This window comes from Staphylococcus sp. GDY8P45P, assembly GCF_017892745.1.
GTDB classification, from domain to species: Bacteria; Bacillota; Bacilli; order Staphylococcales; family Staphylococcaceae; genus Staphylococcus; species Staphylococcus cohnii.
Genome location: NZ_JAESLS010000004.1, coordinates 147,304 through 161,804 on the forward strand (window position 1 = coordinate 147,304; position 14,501 = coordinate 161,804).

The 14,501-nt window shown below is 34.6% G+C and carries 10 protein-coding genes and 1 pseudogene; 6 read left to right on the forward strand and 5 right to left on the reverse strand.

What is annotated here, in order from left to right; all coding sequences use genetic code 11:
* Positions 1 to 227 precede the first annotated feature (227 nt).
* The 4 genes and pseudogenes from gabR to KA873_RS00985 all read left to right on the forward strand — a co-directional run bounded on the left by gabR (position 228) and on the right by KA873_RS00985 (position 6,024).
* Positions 228 to 1,613 carry a MocR-like transcriptional regulator GabR gene (gabR, locus tag KA873_RS00970; protein WP_107383824.1) on the forward strand — a complete coding sequence of 462 codons (1,386 nt, stop codon included), beginning with the start codon at positions 228 to 230 and terminating at the stop codon, positions 1,611 to 1,613.
* Between the two features lie 107 nt (positions 1,614 to 1,720).
* A complete protein-coding gene (gene gabT / locus KA873_RS00975) occupies positions 1,721 to 3,043 on the forward strand; it encodes a 4-aminobutyrate--2-oxoglutarate transaminase (RefSeq protein ID WP_210140140.1) in 1,323 nt (440 codons plus the stop codon).
* Between the two features lie 74 nt (positions 3,044 to 3,117).
* Positions 3,118 to 4,497 carry an NAD-dependent succinate-semialdehyde dehydrogenase gene (locus KA873_RS00980; protein WP_150821863.1) on the forward strand — a complete coding sequence of 460 codons (1,380 nt, stop codon included), beginning with the start codon at positions 3,118 to 3,120 and terminating at the stop codon, positions 4,495 to 4,497.
* A 142-nt stretch (positions 4,498 to 4,639) separates the two neighbouring features.
* Positions 4,640 to 6,024, forward strand: a pseudogene (locus tag KA873_RS00985) (APC family permease).
* 173 nt (positions 6,025 to 6,197) lie between these two features.
* Here the strand turns inward: KA873_RS00985 and KA873_RS00990 are convergent.
* From KA873_RS00990 to KA873_RS01005, 4 genes are all read right to left on the reverse strand, one after another.
* Positions 6,198 to 7,205, reverse strand: coding sequence for a PTS sugar transporter subunit IIC (locus KA873_RS00990; protein WP_107383827.1), 1,008 nt, complete (start codon positions 7,203 to 7,205; stop codon positions 6,198 to 6,200).
* Positions 7,206 to 7,590: 385 nt separating this feature from the next.
* Positions 7,591 to 8,481, reverse strand: coding sequence for a fructose bisphosphate aldolase (locus tag KA873_RS00995; RefSeq protein WP_107383828.1), 891 nt, complete (start codon positions 8,479 to 8,481; stop codon positions 7,591 to 7,593).
* 136 nt (positions 8,482 to 8,617) lie between these two features.
* A complete protein-coding gene (locus KA873_RS01000; RefSeq protein ID WP_210140141.1) occupies positions 8,618 to 9,334 on the reverse strand; it encodes a class I SAM-dependent methyltransferase in 717 nt (238 codons plus the stop codon).
* Positions 9,335 to 9,491: 157 nt separating this feature from the next.
* Complete coding sequence (locus KA873_RS01005) at positions 9,492 to 9,947, reverse strand: DUF805 domain-containing protein (protein WP_107504462.1); 456 nt, start codon at positions 9,945 to 9,947, stop codon at positions 9,492 to 9,494.
* A 424-nt stretch (positions 9,948 to 10,371) separates the two neighbouring features.
* Between KA873_RS01005 and KA873_RS01010 the strand changes: the two genes are divergently transcribed.
* Positions 10,372 to 11,994, forward strand: coding sequence for a BCCT family transporter (locus KA873_RS01010; protein WP_107383831.1), 1,623 nt, complete (start codon positions 10,372 to 10,374; stop codon positions 11,992 to 11,994).
* Positions 11,995 to 12,195: 201 nt separating this feature from the next.
* On the opposite strand, the gene cudC is transcribed toward KA873_RS01010, so the two are convergent.
* Entirely contained in the window at positions 12,196 to 12,747 is a 552-nt protein-coding gene (gene cudC / locus KA873_RS01015) for a choline uptake/conversion transcriptional regulator CudC (protein ID WP_107383832.1), read from the reverse strand.
* A 204-nt stretch (positions 12,748 to 12,951) separates the two neighbouring features.
* Here cudC and betB point away from each other — a divergent pair, with 204 nt between their 5' ends.
* Positions 12,952 to 14,445 carry a betaine-aldehyde dehydrogenase gene (gene betB / locus KA873_RS01020; RefSeq protein ID WP_107385780.1) on the forward strand — a complete coding sequence of 498 codons (1,494 nt, stop codon included), beginning with the start codon at positions 12,952 to 12,954 and terminating at the stop codon, positions 14,443 to 14,445.
* Positions 14,446 to 14,501: the final 56 nt, after the last annotated feature.

Genomic DNA, 14,501 nt, shown 5'->3' on the forward strand with positions numbered 1-14,501 from the left:
CATTGAAGTGACAGTGCATACGATTGCATGTATTTATCAATGTAGCAATCGATTGTGCCACTGAAGTTTCAATAGCATATTGTTGTTTTTAAATCATAAGATTAGTCTGACGAGGGCGGAATATGAAATCAAATTTACGCTTTGATTTCAATACCGTCCTCGTTTTCATTATAATGAGTGATATGAAATAACAGAAGAATGGATGAAGTGAAATGGGGGGAGATTGGATGCAACAAGAAAGCGGTCAATTTATTTATCGTCAATTATATAGACAATTAAAAGAGGATATTCTCGCATTCAAATATGAGAGTCATGAAAAGTTGCCTTCAAAAAGGGATATGGCTCAACATTTAAATATTAGTGTGAATAGTGTAAAAGCAGCATATGAACAGTTATTAGCTGAAGGCTATATTTATACTGAAGAGCGAAAGGGCTATTTTATTGAGCCTTTAGAAAAATTGATTATCGATCCAAATGCGCAAATATCTCTGGATGTGCAAGAACATCATATTGAAGCTACATACGATTATTCATTTTCACATATGAGTACCGATATTTCAGCATTTCCTGTAGAAATATGGACCAAACTCGTTAAACGTGTATTTCAAAATTATGATTATGAATTGTCTTCGATACCTCAAATTAAAGGTCCAATAGAGTTAAGACAATCGATTGCTAAATTAGTGTCTTATCAAAGAGGCATCCAATGTCATCCGGAACAAATTGTCATTGGTTCTGGAACTAATACACTGTTAACCAAATTAATTCAATTATTACCAGATGAAATCACAATAGCAGTGGAAAACCCTGGATACTCAAGGTTTAGAACATTAATCAATCAAACATCTGCGCAGTTAAAACCGATTGCTTTAGACCGTAAGGGGATATCTATTGAAGATATTAAACAAGCTCAACCTGATGCCACGATAGTGACACCTTCACACCAATTTCCAATGGGGATAATCATGCCTGTATCGCGTCGAATTGACCTTCTGAATTGGGCAAGTCAAACGCAAAGTTATATCATAGAAGATGATTATGATAGTGAATTCAAATATGAAACAGATAATATACCTTCACTGTTTAGTTTTGATAAAAATGAACGCGTGATTTACCTAGGTACTTTTTCAAAAACTTTGATGCCAGGTTTACGCATGAGTTATATGATTTTGCCTATAAATTTAGTGAAGAAATTTGATTGCCTTAATTTAAATATGATTCCTGATTTTTCAACGATTCATGCACTTACACTAAATTTAATGATCAAAGAAGGTTATTATGAAAAATATGTGAAAAAGATGCATCAGATATATGGAAAAAAACGAGAAGCACTCATCACACACTTATCAAATAGCTTTGAAAATGACATTCGAATTAAAGATACACAAGCTGGTTTGCATTTTATTATAGAAGTGAACACACCATTTTCTTACCAAGAAATTGAATCGCGTGCTAAAGAAAAGAAACTTGAGCTTTATACGTTAAATCGATTTTCCGTGAAAGCGCTTGAAAAAAATAATGCATATAAAACGCTTATCATAGGTTTTTCAAAAATCAAGCAAGACCAGATTCCCCAGGCAGTTCAGAGATTAAAGGAAGTCGTTTGGGAATGATCTGGTTCCATTAAATTATCATAACTGGTACTTTACACTATACCAATAATCCCTTAAATTTTAGAAAACCATGCGTCTTACGTGGGGACAAAGAGGAGGGGTTATTGATGACAAATCAATTCGAAAGCTATAAAAAACAACGTGATAAATATGTAGCACGTGGTGTTGGAAACGGCAATCTGCATGTGGCAGATTATGCACAAGGTGCTACGGTCACAGATGTAGACGGTGAACGTTTCATTGATTTCGCGGGAGCTATTGGTACATTAAATGTTGGACACACACATCCTAAGATAACCAAACATTTAAAAGAACAATTGGACAAGTTTATACATCCTGGTTTCAATGTCATCATGTATAAAAGTTATCTCAACTTAGCACAAAAATTAACTGAAATTACGCCTGGTGATTTTGATAAAAAAGTGATTTTACTTAATTCAGGTGCAGAAGCTGTAGAGAATGCTGTAAAAATTGCTAGAAAACACACTGGAAGGCAATCAGTTGTATCTTTTGTAAGAGGCTTTCATGGCCGTACAAATTTAACAATGTCTATGACAAGTAAAGTGAGACCTTATAAACTTGGGTTTGGTCCTTTTGCACCAGAAGTTTACCAAGCACCATATCCTAATATTTCAGAAAAATCCGAATCTTTATCCGAAACAGCTTATATTGATCAAATGATTAATAAGTTACATGATTTCTTTGTTGAAACAGTAGATCCTAGTGAAGTAGCTTGTATCGTGATGGAACCTGTTCAAGGAGAAGGTGGGTTTATTATTCCGGACAAAAAATTCGTGAAAGCAGTTAAAAAAATATGTGAAGATCACGACATTATTTTTGTGGCGGATGAAATTCAAACAGGTTTTGCTCGAACAGGAAAAACATTTGCGATTGAATATTTTGATATAGAACCTGATTTAATAACTGTGTCTAAATCATTAGCTGCAGGATTTCCTTTAAGTGGTGTGGTTGGCAAAACGGAAATCATAGATAGTGCATCTCCAGGGGAACTAGGTGGCACATATGCTGGTAATCCTTTAGCGTGTGAAGCTGCTTTAAAAGTCATTGAAATCATTGAAGAGGAAGATTTAAACAATAAAGCAGAAAAAATTGGAAAGCAACTTGAAGATTTCTTATATCACAACGCAGAACAACATTCATTTATCACGAATATTCGTAGACTTGGCGCTATGGTAGCCTGCGAAATCATCGATGATCAAACTGGCGAACCCAATAAAGCATTAACTGGAAAAATTATTCAAACGGCAAATGAAAATGGTTTGTTATTATTATCTGCTGGTATTAAAGGTAATGTTTTACGTTTCTTAACACCACTCGTTATTTCAGACGATGAATTACAACAAGGATTAGAAATATTATCTGAGACTTTTAAAAATGTGGACATAACAGAAGCACATACAAACGCTTAAAATTTTATTTTTAAATAGAGGGTATAGATAAGTCATACCTCATAACAAAAATAAATGTAAGGGAGAGAATAAAAATGGGTCAATTAGAAGTTTATAACCCTTCTACAAATGAAGTTATAGAACGTTTGAATTACACGAGCCATGATGAAATTAATTCGAAAATTGAACGTGCACATAAAGCATTTGAAGAATGGAAATTAGTGGATGCACACGAACGTTCAGCAAAATTGTATGAATGGGCGAATCTCATTGATGAACATCAGGATGAACTTGCGAAACTGATTACACTTGAGGGTGGAAAACCACTAGCAGAAGCCAAAGGGGAGGTCATCTATGCTAATGCTTATGTTAAGTGGTATGCCGAAGAAGCTAAGCGAGTATATGGACGTACGATACCAGCAAACACGCCATCTAAAAAAATAATGATTGATAAATTTCCAGTAGGTGTCGTAGGTGCAATTACACCCTGGAATTTCCCGGCAGCGATGATAACGCGTAAAATGGCGCCTGCATTGGCAGCTGGATGTACGATTATTTGTAAACCTGCTGTCAAAACACCATTAACAACCATTAAACTTGTTGCGCTAGCACATGAAGCAGGCATACCTGAAGGTGCGATATCTTATATTATTGCGTCTGGTAAAGATGCAGGTGATATCTTCACCTCTCATAAACTGATTAATAAAGTGACATTTACTGGATCAACTGCTGTAGGAAAATCACTGATTGAACAATCTGCGCAAAGTGTAAAAAATGTAACGATGGAGCTAGGTGGTTTAGCACCTTTAATTGTGCATAAAGATGCTGATGTTGAAGCGGCCGTAGATGGCACCATTGCCTCTAAATTTAGAAATGCTGGTCAAACATGTATCTGTGCAAATCGTATCTTCGTACATCAAGATATTGCTGATCAATATACAACGCGCTTGATTGAGAAAGTTAACGAACTAGCTGTCGGTGACGGTTTTCAAGAGGACGTTAAAATTGGACCGCTAATTGATAAGGCTGCAGTTGAAAAAGTAATGACACATATCACAGATGCACAAGCTAAAGGTGGGAAATTATCACGGACAGTGGATGATATACAAGCATTAAAAGGAAATTTCCTAAAACCAGTTGTTATCTCTAATGTGAATTTAGATATGAAAGTAATGCATGAAGAAACTTTCGGTCCTGTTGCACCAGTTATGGTTTATGAAGATTTAGATGAAGCAATAAAAATGGCAAACGATACAGAATTTGGTTTAGCTTCTTATTTCTTTACAAATGATTATCGTACAGGACTAAAACTTTATAATGAATTAGAATATGGTGTTGTTGGATGGAATGATGGTGGTCCTTCAGCTGCCCATGCGCCATTTGGTGGCTTGAAAGAAAGTGGCTATGGTAGAGAAGGTGGCATTGAAGGTATAGAGCCATATTTAGAAACGAAATATTTATCCATAGGTATTTAAAGTGCAAGCGAAGAAGTACTAGTCGTAAATAAAGCAAAACTTTGAATCTAAACGAACAAGAAAGTGATGATTAGATTGAAACCAATATTGGAAATTTAAACTCATTCACTTTTAATTCAATGAATGTTATGGGGTATGTAAAATGAAATCTCAATTTAATAAGACGATGAATATTACTGATGTCTTATTTTTGGCAATTGGCGCAATGCTTGGATGGGGCTGGGTCGTATTGTCAGGAGAATGGGTATTAACAGCAGGTTTTATAGGAAGTATTGTGGCATTTTTACTCGGTGGATTTTTAGTCATTGTTATCGGACTTACATATGCAGAATTAGCTGCTGCAATTCCAGAAACTGGTGGAGGCTTTGTATTTGTTAAAAAAGCCTTCACTCCGGGAATTGCCTTTATATCAGGTTGGTCCGTATTATTTGGCTATGTCTCTGTAATTACATTTGAAGCGGTTGCATTGCCTACCGTGATCGACTACGTCATTCCATTTCAACATCAAGGATTGATGTGGAATATCGCAAGTTGGGATGTATATTTCACATGGGTTATCATTGGCTCGATTGGAAGTGTCATTTTAACTTCACTTAATTATTTTGGTGTCAAACCTGCAGCAATTATGCAAACTGTTTTTACAATTTTTATTGTAGGTGTTGGTTTATTGCTTGTATTTGGAGCGGGCTTTAATGGTAATTTCAACAATTTACAACCATTTGAAAATGGCGTTAGTGGAACAATGTCTGTCTTAATGATGATTCCATTTCTATTTGTTGGTTTTGATGTCATTCCGCAAATCGCAGAAGAAGTTAAAGCACCTGCGAAAAAATCGGCGGTATTTTAATATTATCTATTATCGCCTCTGTAATTTTTTATTTGCTCATTGTATTTGGTGTGGCAACAGGCTTATCACCTAAAGCTTTAAGCAACAGTAATTTGGCAACAGCAGATGCAATGGCCAACTTATTTGGCCATAGTGGATTTGGTGTCTTACTTGTATTAGGCGGTGTAGCTGGCATAATTACAAGTTGGAATGCTTTTATCATTGGCGGTAGTAGAATTTTGTATGCTATGGCAAAAAATCACATGATTCCTAAATGGTTTGCATTTATTCATCCTAAGTATAAAACACCTACACACGGTATTTTATTTCTTGGTGTATTAGCGTTCGTTGCACCACTTTTAGGTAGAGCAGCACTTGTATGGATTGTTAATGCTGGCGGTATTGGCGTGGTATTAGGCTATTTACTCGTAGCGATTTCATTTATGAAATTACGCAAAGTGCAACCTGATTTAGCTAGACCTTATCGTATAAAAAATGGCAAACTCGTTGGTAGTATAGCTATTATTTTAAGTGTTTTGTTTATAGTCATCTATTTGCCAGGCATGCCATCATCGTTGGCATGGCCTTCTGAATGGCTTATCGTATTGGCTTGGTATGTTATAGCAGCGATTTTATATATAACACAAACAAGAAAATCTACTACGAATGTGCCTGTAAATGCACATGTGGATAAAGAGTAGAATGAAATAAAGCTATGATCACAACGTTATTGTTGAAAATAGTTATGTTGATTTTGGCAAAGCTTACGCATGAAAATGATGAGTGAAATTTAAGCATAATTAAATTAATCAAAATAAAGCAAAGCCTGAGACATTTATGCGTCTCAGGCTTTGTCTTATTTTAAATATCATTTCTACTTTGCAATGTGAATTAGTTGGTCGCCAGGACTTATCCATTGTTTTTTTAAACAAAGTTTATAAAGAAGGAAACTAATGATGGCTGGCAATAAAATATGGAAAGTAATGATTAAGCACCAAGTCTGTATAGAACCACCCATTGTATTGATCGTCATAATTTGACCGATGAGTCCACTCGTCCCCATACCAGCACCTGCAGCGTTATTCGTCATAGGAAAGAACGTTGTCATAATAGGTGCGACAATCGCACTGGTAACAGTAGGTGGTAGTAAAATCATTGGATGCTTAATGATATTAGGGACTTGCAGCATACTTGTACCAATACCTACTGAAAGCACACCACCCCAACCATTATCTTTATAACCAGTGACTGCAAAACCAATCATTTGTGAAGCGCATCCGATTGTTGCCGCCCCTGCAGCGAGACCATTTAAGTCTAACATCAACGCTAATGCTGCGCTAGATATCGGTGCAGTTAAAGCTAAACCAAAGATAACAGCAACTAAGATGCCCATGATGAAAGGTTGTTGCTCCGTAGATGCAATAATAATTTTACCTAAGCCTGTCATAAATTGATTTAATGCTGGTCCGAAAGCTTTTGCGATAAACCCACCTATTAATATCGTTAGTAGTGGAGATAAAATAATATCGATTTTAGTTTTTCCAGCATATAATCTACTCAGTTCAACAACGATAACTGTAGCAATATAAGCGCCTACTGGACCCCCATCAAAAGTCGTATAACCTAAGGTACCTACAATAACACAAGAAAATGTAACAAGTGGTTTTGCGCCTAAACCGTAAGCAATCGCCACACCGATGGCAGCACCCGTCATGGACATTGCTACTTTACCGATTTCTGATAGAAATGTCAGATTTAATTGTGGTAGTAATGTTTGTTCTCCAAGCGTTTCTAAAATTAAGCCGATAATCAAAGAGCCAAATAAACCTAAAGCCATATAACTTAGCGCTTCAATGATCCATCTATGTAAATAATTTTTCATATTTCCTCCCCTTAAAATCATTGGTAATTAGCAAATTAATATAATTATATAGTTTGTTGTTATTTATGGCTAGACTATTTATCGATTTCTCATAAAGTTACATTGATTTTACTTACTAAGAAAGTATTGATGAAATAAGGTATAGATTCGGGGTGCAAACATTTTTTAATAAAGTACTCACTATTTTGATAAATGACATATGTGTACGTTAGATTGCGTACAGAGGACAATAAATATAGGTTGAATTTGTAAATCGTTGATAGAACTGCATTTAAACATTACTATATAAAAACACACACTAACTTTTAAAGGTCAGTGTGTGTTTTAAATGTTTTTTATGTTTGCTACTTTTCCTGGGAAATATAAAGGTATTACTGATTAATCATTAAGCTTTGTTTACTGATGCATCATAGATAGAGTCGATTGTATCTGCTAAAATTTTATCAAATTCTTCATCTGATTGATTGACATTTAAGTCATTGATTAATGCACGAGAGAAACTAGCAATTAAGTCTTTGTTTTGTTTTAAAACTTCGTTAGCATGCTCTCTGCTATAACCACCAGATAAAGCAACGACACGAACCACATTAGGGTGTGCGATTAATTCTTGATATTGGTTTGCTTTAGTTGGGATTGTTAATTTTAGCATTACGAGTTCATCGTCATTTAATTTATTTAACTCTGCTAAGATTGCACTTGCTAAATATGATTCAATCTCTGCTTTGTTATCAGCATTGATATTCACTTCTGGTTCGATAATTGGTACCAAACCGGCAGAGATGATTTGTTTTCCGATTTCGAATTGTTGTTGTACGACTTGATCAATACCAGTTTTATTAAATTCTAAAATATTTGAACGCATTTTTGTACCAAAAATTTTATGGTCATTTGCACGGCTTAATAATTTATCTAAGTCTGGAATTGGCTTCATTAACTGTACGCCGTTTTGTTCTTCAGCTAAACCTTTATCTACTTTTAAGAAAGGAACGACACCTTTATCAGCTAAATAGTCACCAGTATGTTTACCATCTACTTCACGATCCATTGTTTGTTCGAAAAGAATTGCACCGATGATTTTATCAGAACTGAACGAAGGTGATGAAACAATTCGTGTACGCATATCATGCACAAGTTTAAACATTTCATCTTCACTGTTATATTGGTCTTCAGTTACACCATAGTCACTTAATGCTTTAGGGGTACTTCCACCACTTTGGTCTAACGCAGCAATGAAACCTTTGCCATTTTTTACTTTATCAAATTGTTCTTTATTCATTCTTACCACTCCTTTTACTTTTATTCATATATAGTATGATAAAAAATAGATGCCAACGCAAGTTGTAGGCTCTAAGTGAAACGAATTATTCATATTTTAATAGGATAAGCGATGTTTTATTGTTCATTGGCACATATTATTTCGTTAGTGCTATTAAAAATATAGGTGTTGGATTATAAAATTCATCTTGTGTTTGATAAATACGTTGATAAATAGTCGTATCTACATGAATGGACTTCGTATTTATTTGCTTAAGGATATTTAAATCGTATTGAGGGCGGCTGTAGTGATTAATTGAAATACTTTGCTTTATATTTTCGCTCTCCGCTAACATCGTGTCTTCTAAAGCATGATGTGCGTGGTGATTTGGTAAATTACTATAATCGGTAAAAGCAACTTTTCCATAATCTCCATCGATATTAATGAGTGTAGCATTTGGTTTTAAAACCCGTAACCATTCTTGGTAGGCAGCTTTTGTATCTGGCAATAACCAAGTGACATTTCTAGAAATGACTAGGTCAAAACATGCGTCGTCAAAGTGTAAATGCTCAGCATCCATGACTTGAAAGTTGACATTCATATTAAAACGTAAATCATTTTGCTTTGCAGATTGAATCATTTCAGGGGAAAGATCAATGCCAGTAACTTGTGCGCCTTGTTGCTGGCATAGTATTGCCAAAAAACCTGCACCTGTGCCAATGTCTAAGATTTTCATACCAGGTCTAATTGTTATAATCTGATTTATCTCAGCTAACCATCTTTCTGCGTGCACACTTTTTAGTTCTGCTTGTTTATCTTGACTGAAGGATGACGCACGCTTATTCCAATAATTAATTATTTTATTTTTGTTCATGATAAATACCTCATTTATTATAAATACACTATATATGGATTATAAGCTATTTTAGCTGAAAAGTATGGGCTTAATATTTTTTGTAAAAAGAAAAACGGGACAGGAATTGCTTGTAAAGCATGATTTCTGTCCCGTTCTTTATGTGCGTCTATTCTAATTACTTACGTGGTAGACCGAATTGATTACCTGCTTTGTCACTGTCAGTAATCATGTAAAAGAATGCGACGATATTTAAAATGAAGAAAATAATACTGCCAATGCCTAAAAAGCCTTCTAAGATATTGAAAAATATGCCTTCGCCGTATGTGGTATATGAACCAATAAAAAATAATACGAAAAAGATACTAAATATAATTGGAAAAGTCATTGTTCGGCCAATATCATGCATGCGTCTTGTAGCTACTGAAAAATCTGGAATAAAGATAATAATTGTAAATAAAGCGCTAATTGCGTCACTCATCGACATAGGTATTTTGAAAATATGATCTAATAGTATAGCCAATAGGATAGAGATTAACACATTGACCAAAAATGGGAACCACAGTTCTTTTCTTCTGGCACGCCCTTTAAAATTAAACGCATTTTGCCAATACAATTTATAATAATGCCACATGATATAAACTCCCTTGTCAAATATTGATAACAAACAATATTATTCTAACAAAATTAAAATCTATCGCAACTTAAAAACGTATTAAATTTGTGATATCAAAAAGAAAATAACAACTTTTTGAAAAAATATAAAACTAATATTAATACATTATTTATGAATAATGATACAAAAAGAAAGTTTGTTCCATTTGTTAATTTCGTTAAATTTAAACTTAACACTGTGATTAGAACGAATTTCAAGACTGTGGATATTATAAAAATTATATATTTATTCATCTTTTGAGTTTGTGATTTTTGAATGTAATTTGCATTATTATTAAAAGTTCGTTAGGCTCATGTTTGTAATTTAATAAATGGTTTTGCTAAAAAATTATACTAATTAGCAAATTTTTTACATATTTTACTAACAATAAGGGGTGTCTATTGTGAAAAAAGAAAGAGTAAAAGTAATGGATTGGACGACCTTTATAGGGTCTTCACTGATATTACTTATTGCAGTTATTCCGATGATGGTTTTTCCTAAGGCCAGTCAGGACATAATAACGCATTTAAATGATGTCGTGTCGAGTACACTCGGCTCAGTATATTTATTGATTGGACTTGCAACGTTAATATTTGTACTCTACATCGCATTTGGTAAATATGGCAATGTAACGCTTGGTAAAGCGACAGATAAGCCAGAATTTAATAATTTTAGTTGGGCAGCTATGCTGTTTTGTGCCGGAATTGCTTCAGATATCTTATACTGGGGCGTTATTGAATGGGCATTCTATTATCAAGATCCACCACATGGCGGTAAAGGAATGACGGATAGTGCATTGAATTACGCTACTATGTATGGCATGTTCCATTGGGGCCCAATTGCTTGGGCTACATTTGTACTGCCAGCATTAGCAATTGGTTATCTTGTTTTTATCAAGAAAAAACCAGTTTACAAAATCAGTCAAACAATGCGTCCGATCTTAAGAGGTCAGACAGATGGCATTATAGGAAAAATAGTTGATATTCTATTTATCTTTGGTCTACTTGGTGGCGCAGCTACTTCACTAGCACTTGGTGTACCAATGATTTCTGCAGGTATAGAAAAATTAACAGGTATAGGAGACAGTATGTTGATGCGTAGTATTATTCTATTCACAATTACAGCTGTCTTTGCATATAGTTCTTACTCTGGTTTGAAAAAGGGAATTAAAGTTTTAAGTGATGCAAATGTTATTTTATCTTTTGTATTATTAGGCTTTGTATTTATTGTTGGACCAACGGTATTCATCATGGAAACCTCTATTACAGGCATGGGTAACATGATTAAAAACTTCTTCCAAATGGCTACATGGATTGAACCATTTGGTGGTATAGGTGGTCGTAAAGAAACGAATTTCCCACAACAATGGACGATTTTCTATTGGTCATGGTGGATTGTATATGCGCCATTTATAGGATTGTTTATTGCACGTATTTCTAAAGGGCGTACACTTAAAGAAATTGTGCTTGGGACAATCATTTATGGAACATTAGGATGTGCACTGTTCTTTGGTATCTTTGGTAACTATGCAGTTTATTTACAAATCACTGGTTCATTCGATGTGATACATTTCTTAAATACGCATGGCACAGAGGCTACTATTATAGAAGTTATGCATCAATTGCCGTTCCCTAATTTAATCATTGTGCTATTCTTGTTATCTGCATTCTTATTCTTAGCAACAACATTTGATTCAGGTTCTTATATATTGGCTGCGGCTTCTCAAAAGAAAGTCATAGGCGAGCCATTAAAAGCAAATAGATTATACTGGGCTTTTGCTCTATGTCTATTACCATTTGGATTGATGTTAGTAGGTGGGGAACAAGCTTTAGAAGTCTTAAAGACAGCTTCTTTATTGGCAAGTGTCCCTCTGTTGGCTATATTTGTCATGATGATGATTTCATTCTTAAGAACATTGTCCGAAGATAGATTGAAACTTGAAGATAGAGCAGAAAAATATAGAGAAGTAGAAAGACGTTCGTTACGCATAACACAAGTAAGAGAACGTAGAGAAAATGATGAATAAAAAAGTAACAAGCGCACCAAAATCTTATTTTACCGTAAGATTTTAGTGCGCTTTTTTATAATAACTGCGATTAGACAAACTTTGTAAAGTGAGTGTATTCGCGATATTTCAATACGTATGAACACATACTTAAAGCTGAGACATAATGAACTGTCTCAGCTTTTATTCAAAAATGTTAAAAATAAGCTTGTAACATTTTTGTTAGTCTTTTTTTTCTGGAATTGGGAAATATTTAAATATTTCACCAGATTCTAATGCATTACTTAAATTGTCTAGCCATTCATAATAAGGCAAAGTATCAAGTAATTGTTGTTTAACTTCTTCTGCTTCCGATTTTGTAGCTTCGTCTGCTTTGCTGTTATCAATAATCTTATCAAGTATAGCTACTGCATCGTGAACGCCTTCTGAATTAATAACAATCTCCCGACGCCATTTGCGAGAAAAGAAATTACTAAAGAAATTAAAGAAATCCTTTTCAGCGACAAAATGTTGTTTTCTACTTCCACGTGTGAATTGTTGCTTAACAATATCAAATTCTTGAAGTCTTTTAACACCAGCACTCATGCTGGGTTTGCTCATTTGTAACTGTTCTCTCATTTCATCAAGTGTCATACTGTCTTCAAAAAGCATTGTTCCAAATAAGTTTCCTACACTTCTATTGATGCCATATAGATCCATGGTTTCGCCTATAGCATTAATAACGATATCCTTAGCTTCTTCTAATTGATAATCAGGGTTGGTCGAATGTACCAATTGTCCACCTCCGTTCAAGTCCATATATAGTTAAGTGAAAAATAAATAGTGAGTTCCTATAGTTTACATTCCATACTCAAAAGATGCATGTATAAACCCCTATCATATTTAAACACATTTGACACTTTTTCAACTACTATGATAACATAAAGTTCATAAAATTCGTTAAATAAAAATTTAACAAACTTAACGGAGGTAATTTTAATGGAACTTGTAGATCATTTATCTCGTCTTCAATATATAGATGGAGAATGGGTGGAAAGCTCAAATAAGCAAACGAGAGAGATTATTAATCCATATAATCAAGCAGTTATTCTTGAAGTAGCAGAAGGAACTGCAGAAGATAGTGAACGTGCAATTTTAGCAGCAAGACGTGCTTTTGAAGAAGGAACATGGGCTAATGAAACAAGTGAAAATAGAGGTAAGAAAGTTAGAGCAATAGCTAATTTAATCGAAACACATCGTGAAGAATTAGCGAAACTTGAAACGTTAGATACAGGTAAGACATTAGAAGAATCTTATGCTGATATGGACGATATTGCAAATGTATTTAACTTTTTCGCTGGGTTAGCAGATAAAGATGGAGGAGAAATTATTGATTCTCCAATCCCAAATACAGAAAGTAAAGTCGTTAAAGAACCAGTAGGTGTAGTAACACAAATCACACCTTGGAATTATCCTTTACTTCAAGCATCTTGGAAAATTGCGCCAGCATTAGCGACTGGTTGTTCTTTAGTAATGAAACCAAGTGAAATTACACCATTAACAACAATCCGTGTGTTTGAATTGATGGAAGAAGTTGGCTTCCCTAAAGGCGTTATTAATCTAGTATTAGGTAAGGGTTCTGAAGTAGGAGAACCACTATCAGCACATAAAGATGTCGATTTAGTATCATTTACAGGTGGTATTCAGACAGGTAAACACATTATGAAACAAGCGGCAGATCATGTAACGAATGTTGCTTTAGAACTAGGTGGTAAAAATCCTAATATTATATTCGGTGATGCAGACTTTGAGCTTGCAGTTGATCAAGCGCTAAATGGTGGCTTTTTCCATGCAGGACAAGTTTGTTCAGCTGGTGCCAGAATTTTAGTAGATAACAAAATTAAAAACCAATTTGAACAAGCATTAATTGAAAGAATCAAAAACATTAAATTAGGCGACGGTTTTAACCCAGAAACTGAAATGGGTCCAGTAATCTCTGTAGAACATAGAGAAAAAATAGAGAAATATATGGAAGTAGCTAAATCAGAAAATGCCACTATTGCAATAGGTGGTAAACGACCAGAACGTGAAGACTTACAAGATGGCTTATTCTTTGAACCAACAGTGATTACTGATTGTGATACTTCAATGCGTATCGTTCAAGAAGAAGTGTTTGGCCCTGTTGTAACAATCGAAGGTTTTGATACAGAAGAACAGGCAATCACATTAGCTAACGATTCTATATATGGACTAGCTGGTGGTGTATTTACTAACGATGTTGGTAAAGCAGAACGTGTCGTTAATCAATTAAGAATGGGTACAGTTTGGATTAACGATTTCCATCCATATTTTGCGCAAGCACCATGGGGCGGATATAAGCAATCAGGTATTGGTAGAGAACTTGGAAAAGAAGGTCTAGCAGAGTATCAAGTTGAGAAACATATCCTTCGTAACACAAATCCAGAGCCTGTGAATTGGTTCGGTAAAGCGTAACGTTAATCACTAAAATTAACTATGAATCTTAGAAATATATATCAGGAGGCTATAAA

Coding starts and splice junctions, on each gene's coding strand:
- gabR (WP_107383824.1), top strand. CDS start 228: ATGCAACAAGAAAGCGGTCAATTTATTTATCGTCAATTATATAGACAA.
- gabT (WP_210140140.1), top strand. CDS start 1,721: ATGACAAATCAATTCGAAAGCTATAAAAAACAACGTGATAAATATGTA.
- KA873_RS00980 (WP_150821863.1), top strand. CDS start 3,118: ATGGGTCAATTAGAAGTTTATAACCCTTCTACAAATGAAGTTATAGAA.
- KA873_RS00990 (WP_107383827.1), bottom strand. CDS start 7,205: ATGAAAAATTATTTACATAGATGGATCATTGAAGCGCTAAGTTATATG.
- KA873_RS00995 (WP_107383828.1), bottom strand. CDS start 8,481: ATGAATAAAGAACAATTTGATAAAGTAAAAAATGGCAAAGGTTTCATT.
- KA873_RS01000 (WP_210140141.1), bottom strand. CDS start 9,334: ATGAACAAAAATAAAATAATTAATTATTGGAATAAGCGTGCGTCATCC.
- KA873_RS01005 (WP_107504462.1), bottom strand. CDS start 9,947: ATGTGGCATTATTATAAATTGTATTGGCAAAATGCGTTTAATTTTAAA.
- betB (WP_107385780.1), top strand. CDS start 12,952: ATGGAACTTGTAGATCATTTATCTCGTCTTCAATATATAGATGGAGAA.